The organism is Streptosporangiales bacterium, assembly GCA_009379955.1.
Taxonomy (GTDB): Bacteria; Actinomycetota; Actinomycetes; order Streptosporangiales; family WHST01; genus WHST01.
Window position 1 is genome coordinate 40,279 of the sequence record WHST01000030.1, and the last position, 16,717, is coordinate 56,995.

Below are 16,717 nucleotides of genomic sequence, written 5' to 3' on the forward strand. Positions count from 1 at the left end.
GTGTTCTGACCGTGCCCGCCACTGTCGCCAACTCCAAGAACGCGCTCAGGACCCGAACGGTCCGGTGGGAAGGGGAACTTGTAACAGCAACGCGAACAGCATCCAGGTGACCAACGGGATCACGATGGTCGCGATCACGGCCCCGACGCTACGGCGCCCCTCGATGACGAAGAGGATCACCGCGACAAGCAGGAGCATCGTCAGGGGAAAGCCCAGGAAACCCACCGCGAGCGCGGCCACGAAGACCGCGGCCCACAGTCCGAGCGACCGCATCGCCTGCTGTCGGCTCGGCGGCTCGAACTCGCCACCGACGCCCTTCGAAGTCCTCAGCCGGATCAGGGCGACTGCGACGCCCGAGAGGATCAATGCGATCCCGACAAGACTGGGGAAGAAGCCCGGCCCGGGAACCTCGCCATCGTAGAAGTCCAGCTGAAGACTCTGGAACAACGCGAAGACGCCGAGAACGACGAGGGCGGCGCCGATGAGGACGTCGACCTGCCGGAGCGCGGACGGCCTGCTCACGGCGAACCATCCAGCGACCTGTGCAACGTCGCGACATCGTCGAGCTCATCGAGGTCCCAGATGATGTCCGCCGCCTGCCGCGCCCGGTCTCGGCCGATCGCCGGATCAGCGCATTCGAAGAACTTCGCCTCCAACTGCTCGCGCGACATCGGCTTCTCGGGATGGCCGGTCGCGAAGGCCTCGACTCGCTCGAAGACACGGCCGTCCTTCAGGCGAATGGTGACGCGGGTGTTCATGTGCTGGAATCCCCTTGCGTCCATCTCTTCGTCCACCACGTGGTGGCAGCGTTTCAGCATGTCCTGCACCTCGGGACTGCGAACGACGTCGTCGTGGAACTCCTCGATCCCGACCTTGCGCCGCAGTATCGCGATCGCCAGGAAGAAGGGGAACGAGAACTTCGCCTCCAGTGCCGTCGTCGGCGTGCGGTAGATGAGTGCGTTCGGCATCGCCGAGTTCGTGCCGGCGATCGCCTCCTCGACCTCGTCGGGCGCGATGTCGTGCTCTCGCACGAGATCGAGAACGGCGTCCTGTCCCGGGTGCGACAACGAACCGGACGGATAGGGCTTGATGGAGACGCCGGGGTCCTCGAAGAAGAACGGCGAGCCGAGCCTGCCCTGGATGCGCGACGGCTCATAGCCGTCGCTCGACGCCGCGTACATCCCTCGCTTGGCCTCGAGGATGTTCGTCGCCGCCGTGAAACCGTCACCTGCGAGGCGTGCGGCGAAGACGCCTGCTTCGGCTGCCTTCCCGGCGTGCAGCGGCTTGGTCATGGTCCCGAAGTTCTCCCGGTAGCCACCGGACAGTGCCGCCGCGACACCGAACGCGTACAGGAGTTGCTCCTTCGACAGCCCCAGGAGCTTGCCCGCGCCCGCGACCGCTCCGATCGCCCCGAAAGTCCCTGTCGAGTGGAAGCCCTTCTGGTAGTGGCGCGGGTTCGACGCGTCCGCGGTGCGGCACGCGACCTCCACTCCCGTCACGTAGGCCGTCAGCAGGTCACGCCCGCTCGCGCCGATGAGCTCCGCCATCGCGGCGGTCGCACCGAGCACGGGAGCGGTGGGATGCGTCAGCAGGCCGTACACGCTCTCCGGGTTGGTGGACAGCTGAGTGTCGTCGTAGTCCATCGCGTGGATGGCGAGGCCGTTGGTCAGGGCCGCGAGCTCGGCGGAGGTCCGCAGCGACGTGCCGAGCACGGCGACCTCGTCGGCGCACGCGACCTTCTCGACGTACCGCCGCATGATCCGATGGCTCTCCTCGGCGGCGCCGCTGAGGGCGAGGCCGTACCCGTCGAGGACGTGCTCGATCGCGGTCCGGTGTACTGCGTCGGGTATGTCGTCGAACCGCAGGCCGACCGTGAAGTCTGCTACGTCTTCCGTCAGCGACATCGCGACACTCGTCCGTTCCTGGAAGCTTCCCGCAATACGGGATGGCTTCTCGTTTTGCGGACAAGCTACGAGGGTCGGCACGCACTGTCAAGGGATCGCCGGGAATTGCCGACTCGCCACCATCTGTGCGCGCCATGATGGAACCGTGAACCGAGGCAAGCTCATCGTCTACCTCGGCGCCGCACCCGGCGTCGGCAAGACGTACGCCATGCTCGGCGAGGGTCACCGCCGGCTCGACCGGGGCACCGACGTCGTGGTCGCGTTCGCCGAGACGCACGGCAGGGCCAAGACCGCGGCGCTACTCGAAGGCCTCCCCGCCGTCCCCACTGCGGACGCTCGCCTACCGCGGCGTCGAGTTCGCCGAGATGGACCTCGACGCGGTACTCGCACGCAAACCGGCGTACGCACTCGTCGACGAGCTCGCCCACACCAACGTGCCTGGCTCGCGCAACGAGAAGCGCTGGCAGGACGTCGACGAGCTGCTCGCCGCCGGCGTCAACGTCATCTCCACCGTCAACATCCAGCATCTCGAGTCACTGCACGACGTCGTCGAGGCGATCACCGGCGTCGACCAGCGCGAGAAGATCCCCGACTCCGTCGTCCGCAGGGCAGACCAGATCGAGCTGGTCGACATGTCCCCCGACGCCCTGCGGCGGCGCATGGCGCATGGCGCACGGCAACGTGTATCCACCGGAGAAGGTCGACGCGGCGCTGTCGCACTACTTCAGGGTCGGCAACCTCGCCGCGTTACGCGAGCTCGCCCTGCTCTGGCTGGCCGACCGTGTCGACGAGCACCTGGAGGACTACCGGGAGCAGCACGGCATCGCGCGGACCTGGCCGGCAAGGGAGCGGATCGTCGTCGCTCTCACCGGCGGGCCGGAGGGCGAGACGCTGATCCGCAGGGCCGCGCGCATCTCGGCGAGGGGCGCAGGCACCGAGCTGTTGGCGCTCTCCGTCGCGCGCGGCGACGATCTCACCGGCGCGAAACCCACGGCGGCTCGAGGAGCAGCGGCACCTCGCCGAGAGCCTCGGCGGCACCTTCCACAACGTCGTCGCTGACGACGTCTCCAAGGCGATCCTCGAGTTCGCCCACGGCGTCAACGCGTCCCAGGTGGTCATCGGCGAGAGCCGGCGCGGGCGGTTCTCGCGGTTCCTGTCCCGCGGCGTCGGCGCCACGATCATCCGCGATTCGGGCGACATCGACGTGCTCGTCGTCACCCACGAGCAGACCGGAGGACACGCACGCAGGCCGTCGCGGCTCCTACTCGGACGCCGCCGGCTCGCCGCGGGATGGGCGCTCGCCGTGCTCGGACCATGGCTCCTCGCCTGGGGCTTCGCCCACACCCGGGACCTGCACAGCCTGCCCACCGAGCTGATGATGTTCCTCGCGCTGACGGTCGTCGTCGGCCTCGTCGGCGGGATGCGGCCCGCGATCGTGACGGCCGCATTGGGCAGTCTCATCGTGAACTACTTCTTCACACCGCCCCTGTACACCCTGACCATCGCCGAACCGGAGAACGCATTCGCGGTCGTGGTGTTCGTGCTCGTCGGTGTGGCGGTGGCAACCGTCGTCGACCGTGCCGCGCGGCGCGCCAAGCTGGCCGCGGCCGCCCGCCGCGAGGCCGACACGCTGTTCCTGCTGAGTGGGGCGGTGCTGCGCGGCGAGGACACCGTCGAGGCGATGCTGGCGCGGTTACGCGAGACGTTCGGCGTGACGAGCGCGGCGTTGCTCGAGCGCGACGACGATCGGTCGCCGTGGCGGCTCGTGGCGGCGTCCGGCGACGACCCGTGCCGCAGGCCGGAGGAGGCCGAGGCCGAGGTGTCGGTCACGGACCGGCTGGCGATCGCGCTGCGCGGACGTCCGCTGCCCGCCGAGGAGGTCCGCGTCCTCAATGCGTACGCCGCGCAGGTCGCGGTGCTCGTCGAACGCGCCGGGCTGCGCGCCGAGGCCGCCGAGGCCACCAGGCGCGCCGAGGGCAACGCCATGCGCACGACGCTGCTGGCCGCCGTCAGCCACGACCTGCGGACGCCGCTGGCGACGATCAAGGCGAACGTGTCGAGCCTGCTCGCCGGCGACGTGGACTTCTCGGCCGAGGACCGCCACACGTTGTTGTCCACCGTCGCCGAGGCCACCGACCGGCTCGACCGCGTGGTGGCCAACCTGCTCGACATGAGCCGCCTGCGCACCGGCGCGGTCACGCCGTTGCACCGCGCCGCATCGGTCGAGGAGCTGCTCTCGGCCGTGGTGCCCGCGGAGGTCGGCGCCGTCCGATGGGAGGTCACGCCCGGTCTCCCGCTCCTGCACACCGACCCCGGCCTGCTCGAACGCGCGCTGGCGAACGTCGTCGAGAACGCGCTGCGTCACTCACCTCCCGACGCGCCGGTGACCGTCGCGGCCAGCACCCACGCCGAGCGCGTGGAGATCAGGGTCGTCGACCGCGGTCGCGGCGTCCCGGACGACCAGATCGAGGAGATTTTCGAGCCGTTCCAGCGTCTCGGCGACGTGCCGGGAGGCGACGGCGTCGGGCTCGGTCTCGCGGTCGCGCGCGGCTTCGCCCGGGCGGTCGGCGGCGACCTGACCGCCGAGCACACCCCCGGCGGCGGGCTGACGATGGTGCTCACGATCCCCGTCCACGTTCCCGCACGGGACGACGGGGAGCCGCCGGACGAGGACGTCACAGCTCTTCCGACCTCCGGAGCAGCCCTGCTCACGCCGTGAGCGCGAGGGCCGGCTCGTTCACAAGCCGACGTCGCGGGTGTTGATGTCGGCGTCTGCTTCGCGGCGGATGAGCAGGCGGGCTCTGCCGTCGCGCACGGCGATGACGGGTGGTCGGGCGATGGCGTTGTAGTTCGACGCCATCGAGTGGTGGTAGGCGCCTGTGACGGCGACCACGAGGACGTCGCCTGGGTGGAGGTCGGCCGGTAGTGGGGCGTCCACGGCGATGATGTCACCGGTTTCGCAGAAGCGTCCGACGACCGTGGTCGGTCGGGTCTCGCGGGTCTTGGCTCGTCGGCCGACGAGCCGGACGGTGTAACGCGCGCCGTAGAGGCTGCACCGGGGGTTGTCGCCCATACCTCCGTCGACCGCGACGTAGGTGTTTCCGGCGCTGGTGTGCTTGACGGCGAGGACGTGGTAGGCGGTGATGCCGGCGGTGGCCGCGATGCCGCGGCCGGGTTCGATGGTGAGCTTCGGCGTCGGGTAACGGTGCAGCGCGCATGTACGGGCAACCGCGGCTCGCAGCTCGCGGGCGTGGCCGGGTAGGTCGAAGGAGGGCTCGGCGGAGGTGTAGGGAACGGGGAAGCCGCCGCCCAGGTCGAGCTGACGCAGGGTGATGTCGTGTTCGGTGCGGATCCGCGCGAGTCCGGTCACCAGGCGACGTGCGGCGGTCGCGTGGGCGTCCGGTCGGGTGACCTGTGAGCCGACGTGGCAGTGCAGTCCGACGAGCTCGAGGTCGGGTTGCCCGAGGATGCGGCGGACGACGTCCTCGGCCGCACCGGAGTCGAGCGACAGGCCGAACTTCTGCTCCTCGACACCTGTCGTCAGAGCCTGGTGCGTTCCGGCGTCGACGCCAGGGATGACGCGCAGGAGCACGGGCTGGCGGTGACGACCGCCGGTCGCGGCGGCGAGCCGTGCCACCTCGGTCGCGGAGTCGACCACGATCCTGCCCACGCCGTAGTCGAGAGCAGCGCGCAGGTCCTGTGGCGACTTTGCGTTGCCGTGCAGCAGGATCCGTTCCGCGGGGAACCCGACCGATCGGGCGATCGCGAGCTCTCCGGCGGACACGACGTCGAGAGACAGACCTTCGTCAGCGACCCACCGTGCCATTGCTCTGCACAGGAACGCCTTGCCGGCGTAGGCGATCTCGGCGTCGGGGAACGCGCGCCTGAACCGGCGGCAGCGCGTGCGCACGTCGTACTCGTCGATGACGTATGCGGGGGTTCCGTAGCGGGTGACCACGTCGGTGAGCCGGACACCGCCGACGGTGAGGTCGCCGTCCTCGGTGGTCTGGCTGGTCAGTGGCCACACAGCGTCATCCGGTGGGACCGTGGAGACGGGTCGGGCCGAGAGCTGAGCGGTCATGGTGCGGGTGCTTCCACCAGGCGCGATCCCGTCAAGCCGGGGACCTGGTTCAGGACGAGGTTGGTGACCCGGTCCGTGGAGCCGCCGCCGTGGAGCGCGACGAGGGTGGCGTGGAGATTCGGTACGTCGCGGCAGGCGAGCCAGACCTCGTAGTCGGCGTCGCCGGCGATCTGCCACGCGTTGACGACGGTCGGCAGGGAGCGCAGGAGATCCTCGAACGCGCTCGGCTCGACGCCTGCGGTCAGGCGCAACCTGACGACCGCTTGGACCGGCCGACCCAGCCGGGTGGGATCGAGCCGAGCGTGATAGCCGACCACCATGCCGTTCGCCTGCAGTCGGTGGATCCTCGTCGACACGGCGGACTCGCTGAGCCCTGTCGACGACGCGAGCGTGCGTAGTCGGACGCGGCCGTCGTCGGCGAGGTGGCGCAGGATGCAGCGGTCGATTTCGTCGAGGTATGCGGCACTGTCAGCATCGGTGTGGGTCTTCACGGTCATCGCTTCGCCTCGCCTCGGTCTGGACGTGGTCGTCATGCCGACTTCTCGTGGAGGCGGGGACGGCTCAGCACCATCGTGGGGTCGACGGAGATACGGCTGATCCCCAGCGCTCGGAGCATCTCCCGCAGCGCCGACTCGTCCAACGTGATCCAGTGCTGCTCGGCACCCATCGCCAGCTGCAGGCGGTCCTCGGTCGTGAACGCGAGACCCACTCGTTCACCGACGCGGTCGACACCCAGTCGGACGGCGGGCACCTCGGTGCCACGCACGGGTACATGCATCCATCTGTGACTCACCGAGTTGTGCACCTTGCCCGTTCCCCGCTCTCCGACGAGATACTCACGACCTCGAACCTACGAGCGCGGGGAACGGGCACGAACCTCCGCTTGCGCCCTTCATACGCGCCCTGACGCAGTCTTGACACCTCGGGAGCGCCGGCTGTCGTAGAGAAGGCGTCAAGACGAACCGGTCCGCTGTCAAGAACGCGTCAAGATCCCGCGCGGAGATAGGGCGTTGTGCATGCAATGGCCACATGATGCTCGCGCGACCAGCGGATTCTCACTGCGCCCGGCCAGTCGCGTCGCCGTTCGCCCTGCCCATCGGGTTTGCCGCACTGCTGGTTGCCGCGGCCGCGCTCACCGGACAGACCGAGCACTCCCAGCCGGAGCGAATCGTGGTCATGGTCAGCATCACGACCGGCGTCGCGGCAAACGCCCGCCTCCGCGACGCCATCCCGCTCGCCGTGCTCGGCTGGCTGTTCACCAACGGGTTCATCATCCACCAGTTCGGCGAGTTGGGCTGGCAGACCACCACCGAACCGACGCGGGTCGGTGTATTCGCCTGTGCCGCCGTCGTCGGAGCGCTCTGCGGACACCTCCTGCGTATCCGGCCACACAGAACTCGGGATCCACGCCACCTCGATCCAGCCAAGACCCGTCGAGGACGGCGAGGAACGTGACGGCGAGGGCGCCGCCGTCACAGCGCTCCCGGCCCACGGAGCAGCCCGGCCCACGCCGTGACCGCGAACGTGCCCGCCACGACCAGGGCGACCGCGACGAGGAACACCACGTCGCCTCCGGTCACCACGACGGGACGCCACACCGTCCGCTCGCCTGCCCCGAGGCCCCTGCTCTCCAGGGCGACCGCGAGCCGCTCACCGCGCCGCAACGCGAGCACCAGCAACGTGATCGCCGCCCGGGCGAGCGCACGCGGGGTGCGCGGCGCGCGACCGTGCCGCGTGCGCGGTTGGCGTACGGCGTGCGCGCGGCGGATGGAGCGCCACTCCCCCGGGAGCATGCCGAGCAGCCGGTACCCGGCGAGCATGCCGTAGGCCACCTGTGGAGGCAGCCGCAGCTGGCGCTGCATGCTGGTGAGGAGGCGCACCGGATCGGTCGTGAGCACGAACCCGACGGAGCACGTGCCGATCACCATGGTCCGCAGCGCGAGCGACGTCCCGACCGCGAGCCCGTCGTCGGTGATGCTGAACCAGCCCGCGGAGACGATGACGGTGCCGCCGCGGCTCACCGCGTTCACCGCGAGCAGGCTGACCGCGAACGCGAAGAACGGCAGCTGCGCCGCGGCGAGCACCCGCATCCCGACCCGGCCGAGCACGCCGACGGCGAGGAGCGCGAGCGCGTAGAGCAGCGCGGGTGTGGCGGGATCGAAGACGCCGAGGAGTGCGGCGGAGACGGCGAACACGGCGACGAACTTCGCGACCGGGTTGCGCCGGTGCAGGAAGCTGTCGCCGTCGCGCACCCCGGGGACGAGCGTGTTCACGTCAGCGCCTCGCGGAGCCCCTGGAGCAGGGGACGCAGGCCGACGCCGGACTGCTCGGCCCACCAGTCGAGCAGCGGCGGACGGACGAGTCCCGCGGCGGCGAGCAACCGTGCGTCCGCCAGCATCTCGTGCGTGGGCCCCGCGGCGGTGACCCGTCCGCCGTGCACGACCACCACCCGGTCGGCCACCAGGCCGACGAGGCGCAGGTCGTGCGTGGCGAACGCGACGGCGCGTCCGGCGTCCGCCGTCGCCCGCAGATGGTCGGCGAGCGTCAGGGCGTGTGCACGGTCCTGCCCGAAGGTCGGTTCGTCGAGCAGCAGCACCGGGTGGTCGAGCACGGCCATCGCCGCGACGGAGAGGCGGCGCTTCTCTCCCCCGCTGAGCCGGAACGGGTCGGCGTCGGCGAGGTGCGAGAGGCCGAACTCCGTCAGCGCGGCGTCGACGCGGGCGCGCCGCTGCTGTCCGTGCACGCCGAAGCCGTCGAGGCCGTAACCGATCTCGGCCACCACGGACCGGCCGAGGAACTGGTGCTCCGGCTGCTGGAAGACCATGCCCGCGGGTCCGCCCTCGACCGCACCCGACACCCGCCGCGTGAGGCCGGCGAGGCCGAGCAACAGCGTGGTCTTGCCTCTCCCGTTGCACCCGATCACCGCGGTCACCTCGCCGGCGCGCAGTGCGAGCTCTGCACCCGTCCGCACGGCACAGCCCGCTCGCGTCCCGTCGACCGCGAAGGCGGCGTCGCGAGCATGCAGCGCGACCGTCCCGCGTACCGCCGGCGGCGGGGGCGTCCGCCTGCCGAGCGTGCGGAGGCTGGAGGCGACCGCCGCATCCGCCAACGCCGTACGTGGCGTCGCGGTCGCGACCTCGTGACGTCCTGCCGCCACGGCGAGCTCCGTACCCAGCGGCAGCCACACGCCCGCGTCCGCGAGTGCCGTGGCGTGCTCGCGCAGCAACGCGTGCGTCCCGCCCTGCGCCGTCACGCGGCCCGCTCCGTCGAGCACGAGCAGCCGCTCCGGCAACACGGGCAGTTCGTCCAGGCGGTGCTCGACGAGGACGACCGTGGGCCGGTACGCGTCCTCGGAGCGGCCGAGCAGGACCTCGCCGAGGCCCGCCGCGGCGGCCGGATCGAGCAGTGCCGTCGGCTCGTCGAGCAGCAGCAGCGGGGGTTCCGCCGCCAGCGTCGCCGCGAGGGCGACGCGTTGCTGCTCGCCACCGGACAGGGCGAGCGTCGGGCGTTCGCGCAATCCCGTGGCGCCCGAACGCGCGAGCGCCCGTCCGACACCGGAGCCGATCGCCGCCGGCGGGACCGCCCGGTTCTCCAGCGGGAACGCCACCTCCTCGTCGACCCGCGGCAGGCACAGCTGGCTCGCCGGGTCCTGCAGCAGCAGGCCGGCGTCGCGGCTCAGCTCGGGCACGGGCACGTCCGCCACATCACGGCCGGCGACCCGTACCGAACCGGTGACGTCTGCCGTGACCGACTGGGGCACGACTCCGGCGAGCACCCGCAACAGGCTGCTCTTCCCCGAGCCGGACGGTCCGAGGACGAGGACGCGCTCCCCCGGCCGCAGCTCGAGGTCGAGGTCGCGCAGGGACGCGTCGGCCCGGTGGGGATAGCGGACCGACAGGCCGCGGACGGCGACCGTCACCCGGCGCCCACGCGCCGCCTGGCACGGCCGAGCGGGTACTCGTCGAGCACCCCGGTACGGGCGAGCGCGTCACCGATCAGCTTCGCGAGCACGCCGGTGAGGATCAGCCCGCTCGCGAGGTGCATGCCGAGCCGCACGGCGAACAGGTCCTGACCCCACCAGCCGAACCTGATCGCGGCGTAGCCGAAGCTGAAGGCCGCCGCGAGCAGTCCCGAGCAGAGGAAGACCGGCCAGCCGTACGAGCGGTACCTCGTGGCGGCGAACGCGAGCTCGGCGCCCACGCCCTGCACGAGGCCCGTCAGCAGCAGGAGCGGACCGATCGGCGAGCCGAGGAAGACGACCTCGATGAACGCCGCGATCATCTCGGCCACGATGCCCGCGAACGGGCGCCGCAGGATGTACAGGGCGAGCGGTGCGACGACCATCCAGCCGCCGATGAGGACGTTCTGCGCCAGGTCGCCCAGCGGACCCATCGCGATCTGCAGCGGACCCCAGGCGAAGACGAGCAGCCGGTAGAGGAAGCCGAACACGACCGCGAGCACGGCAAGCAGGACGATGTCGCGCAACCGCCATCCCGTGCTCATGCCAGTACCTCCCGCACGGTCGGGCTGCCCACCGAGACGGTCGCGTGAGTGACGACGTGGCGGACGTGCGCGCCCGCCTCGACCCAGCCGGCGCCGATCGTCGTCAACACCTCGGCCAGGTCGCCGTCGAGCCGGCTCGCGTAGTGCACGCTGCCGGTGAGCGTGTCCGCGGAGGTGACGGCGGCAGCGATCGTGTCCATGTGCCCGGTCACGCCGAGGGGATACAGCGACCAGTGCGCAGCGGCCCGTACGCCGGTCGGCGGCAGCGCGGGGAGAGCGGATGCCGGTGGTGGCGCGTCGTCGTCACCGAGCTCGCAGGTCACCTCGCCGGGGCAGCCGCGCGACAGCAGGAGGTGCGCGACGACGTGGCCGGTGCGCCTCGACGCGGCGGCGACGACGTCGCACACGTACCGGAGGATCGCCCGCTCGTCGCCGCCGACGTACGTGCTGACGTCGTCGGTCTCGACCTCCAGGCCGGTACCGTCGGCCTCGCGTAACGCACCAAGGATCACGCCGGTGAAGTCGTCGCACATCGGGTAGAGCGAGAATCTGCAGCCGACGCCCCACTCATGCGGTGAAGGGATAGAGCTCTCCTGGGCCATGGCGTTCCTCTCGACGCTGGCGCACCCGGAGAGCGAAGATGCCGCGTTCGCCCTGCTCCCTACGCCGGTGTCAACCGGGTCAGGTTCCACGGGTCCGTGGTTCGTACACCACGTTCTCAGCGCTCGTGCGCTCCCCGGGGGCTTCTGTCCGCAGCAGTCTAGGCTGATGGGTGCACCGGAGCGTAGGAAACGTGAGGAGCCTGACAAGAGTGAACGCACTGGGGGACACGGCGCCGTCGGCACCCGCCGGCGAGCGCACGGCGGGTGGGGTCGCGACGAGGGTCCTGGTCGTGGACGACGAGCCAGGTCTCCTGGTGAGCATGCGGATCAACCTCCGCGCCCGCGGCTACGACGTCGTGACCGCACGCGACGGTAGGAGCGCCCTCGACGTCGCCGCGCGCAGCCACCCCGACGTCGTGCTCCTCGACCTCGGCCTACCCGATCTCGACGGCGTCACCGTCATCAAGGGCCTGCGCGGCTGGACCGCCGTGCCCATCATCGTGCTGTCGGCGCGTCACGCGTCCACGGACAAGGTACACGCGCTCGACGCGGGGGCCGACGACTACGTCACCAAGCCGTTCGGCATGGACGAGCTGCTCGCCAGGCTCCGCGCCACGGTGCGGCGGTCGGCCGCGAGCGCGCGGGACGAGGAGCCCGTCGTACGGACGGCGTCGTTCACCGTCGACCTCGCCGCGGGCAAGGTCGACCGCGACGGGCGCGCGGTGCGCCTCACCCCGACGGAGTGGCGGCTGATCGAGGCGCTGGCGCGCAACGCGGGTCGCCTCGTCGAACAGAAGCGACTGCTGACCGAGGTGTGGGGTCCCGGCTACGAGAAGGAGACGCAGTACCTGCGCGTCTACCTGGCCCAGCTTCGCCGCAAGCTCGAGCCCGACCCCTCCCGCCCGCGGCACCTGATCACCGAACCGGGCATCGGCTATCGCCTCGTGCCCTGACCGCACCCGCGGTCCACAATCTGCTCCTCGAGGGTCGAGAAGCGGGCTCGTCGTGCCGACATCCAGGTCGTACCGAACGATCCGACCTCGGAGGCAGCATGACCACACTCGCCCGCCGTTCCCTCGTCACCGTCGCGGTGGCCCTCGCGGTGCTCGCCGCGACCGGCCACGCCGTCCACAGCTCCCACCAGGCCCGGGCCGCGGTTGATCGCGGGCCGACCATGGTTCCCGCCCTCGGCGCCGCCGCGCCCACCGTCGACGGCTTCCGCCTCACCCACCTGCCGCCGGGGCTCGGCCCGCAGGTGTCCGACTTCTCCTACGAGTGGGGCGGGGTCGGCTTGCGCAGCAAGGTCTGGGAGTCCGCGAACCCGTCCGGCGGCTACCGCGTCGACCTCACGGCCCACGTCCTGCGCGGTGACACCCTCACCAGTGCCCCCGCGATGCGTCGCTTCCTCACCACGTATCTCGAGCGTGCCGACTGGCCGCTCGATCCGGTCCGGGTCGGGGGTCATGCGGGCTACCTGGGCGATGGCGACGTGTTCTGGCTCGTCCGTCCCGGCGTGGGCGTCTGGGTGAGCGCCGATCCCGACCGCTTCGGCCCCGGCGACCTGCGGGCGACGGCGACGGGGGTGCGGCCGGTACGCTGACGACCTCCCTCCACGACAGTCGAGTTAGCGGCGGGTTAGCGGCCGACTCGTAACGTGCTGACCGGTGGGTGGGCCACCTCGGACGAGGCCCTCCCACCGGACGGCACCACGGTTTCGTGAGGAGAGCATCGTGACCATCACCGCGTCGAGCGTCGCCACCACGGCACCCGCACTCGAACGCCCGCACGCCGCCTGGTCGAGGCCCGTCTCGGGACCCACGCCAGGCCGCCCCGACGCCGCCGCCTGCCGCATGCTCGAGCTGCTCGGCGCCGGCCTCAAGGACGATGCGATCGCGCGGACGCTCGGCGTGAGCTCGCGCACGGTGCGCAGGCGCGTCGCGGAGCTCGAGGACCGGTTCGGCGCCGCCAACAGGATCCAGCTCGTCGCGCGCGCCGCCGTGCACGGCTGGATCCGGGTGTGACCAGGTCCCTGACCACTCAGCCGCGGCAGAGCACCTCGCCGTGCAGGACGCCGAACCAGCCGTCCGGCTCCGCACCCCAGACACGCCAGCCCGCCGCGATCCGGTCGAGGTCCGCCGCGGTCGCGTACCCGTAACCGACGGCCTGCTCCGCGAACGCGGAACGGGTGACGCGCTCCGCCCAGGTGCCGCTCCACCGTGCCCGGTCGTCTGGGCTCGCGTAGCACCATGCCGACGCCGTGCAGGCGACGTCGGTGAAGCCCGCCGCGCGCGCCCACACCTGGAGACGGCGGCCGGCGTCGGGCTCGCCGCGATTGTGCGTGGCGACCCGGTGGTACAGGGCGAGCCACTCGTCCAGCTCGGGCACGTCCGGGTGCCAGGTCATCGCCGCGTAGTCGGCGTCGCGCGCCGCGACGACGCCGTCCGCCGCGACCACGCGGCGCATCTCGCGCAGGGCGGCCACCGGGTCGGCGAGGTGCTGCAGCACCTGGTGGGCGTGGACGACGGCGAAGGCGTCGTCGGCGTACGGGAGGGCGTGGACGTCGGCGACCTCGAAGCGCAGGTTCGTGAGACCGCGCCCGGCCGCCACCCGCTCGGCCGCCTCGAGGATGTCTGCGGACGCGTCGATCGCCGTCACCGTGCCCGGTGCGACGAGTGCCGCGAGGTCCGCGGTGATCGTGCCCGAGCCGCAGCCCACGTCGAGTAGCGACGCCCCCGGCCGGAGCCGGTCGGTCAGGTAGGCGGCCGAGTTGGCCGCGGTACGCCACTCGTGCGACCGACGCACCGACTCGTGATGACCGTGTGTGTAGACCTGATGCTGCGGCATGCCCGGAGTCTACGACAACGTCTCAGAGTTCGGGAGAGATCGTCTCGTTATTCGGACGCCGCCGCGGGAGGCTGGAAGTCACCGGCGTCGACCCGGAGCACACGCAGGGCGTCGAAGACCTCGGTGCGGTGGGTGTCGTCGAGTGCGCCGAGGCCGAAGTCGATGCCCATCAGCTCCTTGGTGGCGTGCCTGACGACGTCGCGCCCCTCGGACGTCACCGACGCGAGCACGCCGCGACCGTCCGCGGGGTTGGGGCGGCGCGAGACGTAGCCCTGCTTCGCCAGCCGGTCGATGATATTGGTCGCGCTCGTCGGGTGCACCATCAGCCGCTCACCGATCACGCGCATCGGCAGCTCGCCGGTGCGGCTGAACACCAGCAGCACGAGTGCCTCGTAGCGGGCGAACGTCAGGCTGTACGGCCGCAGCAGCTCGTCGTACCTGGTCAGCAGCAGCTGCTGTGCCCGCATGATGGACGTCGCGACGCGCATCGCGCTCGACTGTCCGAAGTGGTGCCGCCAGTGCTCGCCGGCGACGGCGATCGGGTCGAAGGGAAGCCCGAGCTCCTTGCGCGCCATCGCGTCAGCTCTCCACCTGGGCGACGTCGCGGACCGCCCCCGTCGACGCGGACGTGGTCAACGCAGCGTAGGCGCGCAGCGCCGCCGTCACCGGGCGATCACGGTCACGCGGGCGGTAGCCGCCGAGCTCGGCGAGCAGCCGCTCGCGCCTGCGGTCGAGCTCCGCGGCGTCGACGTCGAGAGCGACCCGGCGTCGCGGGATGTCGAACGTGATCAGGTCCCCGTCGTGGACGAGCGCGATGACGCCGCCCGCCGCGGCCTCGGGCGACACGTGTCCGAACGACAGGCCCGAGGTACCGCCGGAGAAGCGGCCGTCGGTGACGAGGGCGCACGTCTTGCCGAGCCCACGGCCCTTGAGGAACGCCGTCGGGTAGAGCATCTCCTGCATCCCTGGCCCGCCACGCGGCCCCTCGTACCTGATGACCACCACGTCGCCAGGCTCGATCCGGCCACCGAGGATGCCCTCGACCGCGGCGTCCTGGCTCTCGAACACCTTCGCCGGCCCGGTGAACGTGAGCAGCGACTCGTCGACGCCCGCGGTCTTCACGACGCAGCCGTCCTCGGCGAAGTCGCCCCACAGCACCGCGAGACCGCCGTCGGCGGAGTACGCGTGCGCGACGTCGCGGATGCACCCGTTCTCGGCATCGAGGTCGAGCGACCCCCACCTGACGTCCTGGCTCATGCCCTCCGTCGTCCGCACACCGGCCGGCGCGGCGTGGAACAGCTCGACGGCCTCGGGCGCCGGCTCCTCGGCCCGGACGTCCCAGCGGTCGAGGTACTCCCCCAGCGACGCGCCGTGCACGGTGTGCACCTTGTCGTGCAGCACGCCTGCGCGACGCAGCTCACCCAGGATCGCCGGGATGCCACCCGCCCGATGGACGTCCTCGATGTGGTACTTCTGCGAGTTGGGCGCGACCTTGCACACGCACGGCACGCGACGCGACACCTCGTCGATGTCGGGCAACGCGTAGTGGACGCCCGCCTCGTGCGCGGCGGCGAGCAGGTGCAGCACCGTGTTCGTCGACCCGCCCATGGCGACGTCGAGGGCCATCGCATTGTCGAACGCCTCACGCGTGGCGATCGCCCGCGGAAGCACGGTCGCGTCGTCGTCCTCGTAGTAGCGCCGCGCCAGCGACACGACGGTACGCCCGGCGTCCTCGTACAGCGCGCGTCGCGCGACATGGGTGGCGAGCGTCGTGCCGTTGCCCGGCAGCGCCAGCCCGAGCGCCTCGGTGAGGCAGTTCATCGAGTTCGCGGTGAACATTCCGGAGCACGACCCGCACGTCGGACACGCCGACTCCTCGATACGCCGCAGGTCGGAGTCGCTGACCTCGGCATCGGCCGACGCCGACATCGCGTCGACCAGGTCGAGCTTGTGCGTGGCACGACCGTTCACGGTGACGGTCTTGCCCGCCTCCATCGGCCCGCCGGACACGAACACGGTCGGGACGTCGAGCCGCATGGCCGCGATGAGCATGCCCGGCGTGATCTTGTCGCAGTTCGAGATACACACCAGGGCGTCCGCGCAATGCGCATTGACCATGTACTCGACCGCGTCGGCGATCACCTCCCGACTGGGCAGGGAGTACAGCATGCCGCCGTGCCCCATGGCGATCCCGTCGTCGACCGCGATCGTATGGAACTCCCGCGGCACGCCGCCCGCCTCACGCACCGCACCGGCGACGACCTCGCCGACCGCCTGCAGGTGCACGTGACCGGGCACGAACTGTGTGTAGCTGTTGGCGATCGCGACGATCGGACGGTCGAAGTCGTCGTCCGTCATGCCGGTCGCGCGCCACAGCGCACGCGCGCCTGCCATGTTGCGTCCATGCGTCACCGTGCGGGAGCGGAGCGGGGGCAAGGTCGTTCCCTTCTGACGTTGACCGGACCCTGAGACGCCATTCTCGCACTCCGGATGATCGGGAGCCGTTGACGATCCCCGCAAGACCGGCAGCCCGACGTACGCGGACTCCGACAACACGAGCGGTGGCACCGCGTCAGGTGTCGCCATAGTCGTGGGGATGTTGGGTGTACTCGCGGCCCGCGGGTGAGGTCCAGGTGACCGATCCGTCGGGGTGGGCCTTCAGGGACCAGCCGGTGTTCTCGTCTTTGAGCCGGTGGTGAGTCGGCGGCGGGAGTTGCACCCGCCGCCGCTCGTAGAACCGTGCGTGACACTCTCGCGTCACACGGCTCCCGTCGTCGAGCCGC

At 71.1% G+C, this 16,717-nt stretch carries 16 protein-coding genes, 1 pseudogene and 1 riboswitch; of the genes and pseudogenes, 5 read left to right on the forward strand and 12 right to left on the reverse strand.

Features of this window, described 5'->3' with window-relative positions:
* Nucleotides 1-45: 45 nt before the first annotated feature.
* Together GEV10_11650 and GEV10_11655 are read right to left on the reverse strand one after the other, a co-directional pair.
* Nucleotides 46-522, reverse strand: a complete 477-nt coding sequence (locus tag GEV10_11650; protein ID MQA79110.1) for a hypothetical protein — start codon at nucleotides 520-522, stop codon at nucleotides 46-48.
* On the reverse strand, nucleotides 519-1,904 hold the full coding sequence (locus tag GEV10_11655; GenBank protein ID MQA79111.1) for an MmgE/PrpD family protein: 1,386 nt from the start codon (nucleotides 1,902-1,904) through the stop codon (nucleotides 519-521). Before GEV10_11655 ends, GEV10_11650 begins: the two co-directional genes overlap by 4 nt.
* A 145-nt stretch (nucleotides 1,905-2,049) precedes the next feature.
* Between GEV10_11655 and GEV10_11660 the strand changes: the two are divergent.
* A pseudogene (locus GEV10_11660) lies at nucleotides 2,050-4,623 on the forward strand (DUF4118 domain-containing protein).
* An 18-nt stretch (nucleotides 4,624-4,641) separates the two neighbouring features.
* Here GEV10_11660 and lysA read toward each other — a convergent pair.
* From lysA to GEV10_11675, 3 genes are read right to left on the reverse strand one after another with little or no spacing between them, the layout of a single operon-like run.
* Nucleotides 4,642-5,985 (reverse strand): diaminopimelate decarboxylase, encoded by a 1,344-nt coding sequence (gene lysA / locus GEV10_11665; protein MQA79112.1) that lies wholly within the window; start codon nucleotides 5,983-5,985, stop codon nucleotides 4,642-4,644.
* On the reverse strand, nucleotides 5,982-6,518 hold the full coding sequence (locus tag GEV10_11670) for an AsnC family transcriptional regulator (GenBank protein MQA79113.1): 537 nt from the start codon (nucleotides 6,516-6,518) through the stop codon (nucleotides 5,982-5,984). Before GEV10_11670 ends, lysA begins: the two co-directional genes overlap by 4 nt.
* Nucleotides 6,515-6,778, reverse strand: coding sequence for a hypothetical protein (locus GEV10_11675; GenBank protein MQA79114.1), 264 nt, complete (start codon nucleotides 6,776-6,778; stop codon nucleotides 6,515-6,517). The genes GEV10_11670 and GEV10_11675 overlap by 4 nt, the downstream gene beginning before the upstream one ends.
* Before the next feature lie 236 nt (nucleotides 6,779-7,014).
* On the opposite strand from GEV10_11675, the gene GEV10_11680 reads away from it, so the two are divergent.
* The gene (locus GEV10_11680) at nucleotides 7,015-7,440 is read left to right on the forward strand and encodes a hypothetical protein (GenBank protein MQA79115.1); all 426 of its coding nucleotides are present in this window, start codon (nucleotides 7,015-7,017) and stop codon (nucleotides 7,438-7,440) included.
* A gap of 17 nt (nucleotides 7,441-7,457) precedes the next feature.
* On the opposite strand, the gene GEV10_11685 is transcribed toward GEV10_11680, so the two are convergent.
* The 4 genes from GEV10_11685 to GEV10_11700 are packed head-to-tail and all read right to left on the reverse strand — an operon-like array spanning nucleotide 7,458 to nucleotide 11,090.
* Nucleotides 7,458-8,324, reverse strand: a complete 867-nt coding sequence (locus tag GEV10_11685; protein MQA79116.1) for an energy-coupling factor transporter transmembrane protein EcfT — start codon at nucleotides 8,322-8,324, stop codon at nucleotides 7,458-7,460.
* Nucleotides 8,255-9,904: an ATP-binding cassette domain-containing protein gene (locus tag GEV10_11690; GenBank protein ID MQA79117.1), complete on the reverse strand. Its 1,650-nt coding sequence runs from the start codon at nucleotides 9,902-9,904 to the stop codon at nucleotides 8,255-8,257. The genes GEV10_11685 and GEV10_11690 overlap by 70 nt, the downstream gene beginning before the upstream one ends.
* Nucleotides 9,901-10,488: a thiamine ABC transporter permease gene (locus tag GEV10_11695; GenBank protein ID MQA79118.1), complete on the reverse strand. Its 588-nt coding sequence runs from the start codon at nucleotides 10,486-10,488 to the stop codon at nucleotides 9,901-9,903. The genes GEV10_11690 and GEV10_11695 overlap by 4 nt, the downstream gene beginning before the upstream one ends.
* Nucleotides 10,485-11,090, reverse strand: a complete 606-nt coding sequence (locus GEV10_11700) for a hypothetical protein (GenBank protein MQA79119.1) — start codon at nucleotides 11,088-11,090, stop codon at nucleotides 10,485-10,487. The genes GEV10_11695 and GEV10_11700 overlap by 4 nt, the downstream gene beginning before the upstream one ends.
* 37 nt (nucleotides 11,091-11,127) lie before the next feature.
* Nucleotides 11,128-11,237: riboswitch (TPP riboswitch) on the reverse strand.
* A 173-nt stretch (nucleotides 11,238-11,410) separates the two neighbouring features.
* Here GEV10_11700 and GEV10_11705 point away from each other — a divergent pair.
* The 3 genes from GEV10_11705 (at nucleotide 11,411) to GEV10_11715 (ending at nucleotide 13,111) form a co-directional block, all read left to right on the forward strand.
* A complete protein-coding gene (locus tag GEV10_11705) occupies nucleotides 11,411-12,043 on the forward strand; it encodes a response regulator (GenBank protein ID MQA79120.1) in 633 nt (210 codons plus the stop codon).
* A gap of 98 nt (nucleotides 12,044-12,141) precedes the next feature.
* Nucleotides 12,142-12,690, forward strand: a complete 549-nt coding sequence (locus GEV10_11710; protein ID MQA79121.1) for a hypothetical protein — start codon at nucleotides 12,142-12,144, stop codon at nucleotides 12,688-12,690.
* Between the two features lie 250 nt (nucleotides 12,691-12,940).
* Entirely contained in the window at nucleotides 12,941-13,111 is a 171-nt protein-coding gene (locus GEV10_11715; protein MQA79122.1) for an HTH domain-containing protein, read from the forward strand.
* A 16-nt stretch (nucleotides 13,112-13,127) separates the two neighbouring features.
* Here GEV10_11715 and GEV10_11720 read toward each other — a convergent pair whose 3' ends face one another.
* Genes GEV10_11720 through ilvD form a run of 3 tightly spaced genes read right to left on the reverse strand, consistent with a single transcriptional unit; the run spans nucleotide 13,128 to nucleotide 16,370 of the window.
* Complete coding sequence (locus tag GEV10_11720) at nucleotides 13,128-13,934, reverse strand: methyltransferase domain-containing protein (GenBank protein ID MQA79123.1); 807 nt, start codon at nucleotides 13,932-13,934, stop codon at nucleotides 13,128-13,130.
* A 47-nt stretch (nucleotides 13,935-13,981) separates the two neighbouring features.
* Nucleotides 13,982-14,509, reverse strand: coding sequence for a MarR family transcriptional regulator (locus GEV10_11725; protein ID MQA79124.1), 528 nt, complete (start codon nucleotides 14,507-14,509; stop codon nucleotides 13,982-13,984).
* Between the two features lie 4 nt (nucleotides 14,510-14,513).
* Nucleotides 14,514-16,370, reverse strand: coding sequence for a dihydroxy-acid dehydratase (gene ilvD / locus GEV10_11730; GenBank protein MQA79125.1), 1,857 nt, complete (start codon nucleotides 16,368-16,370; stop codon nucleotides 14,514-14,516).
* Nucleotides 16,371-16,717: the final 347 nt, after the last annotated feature.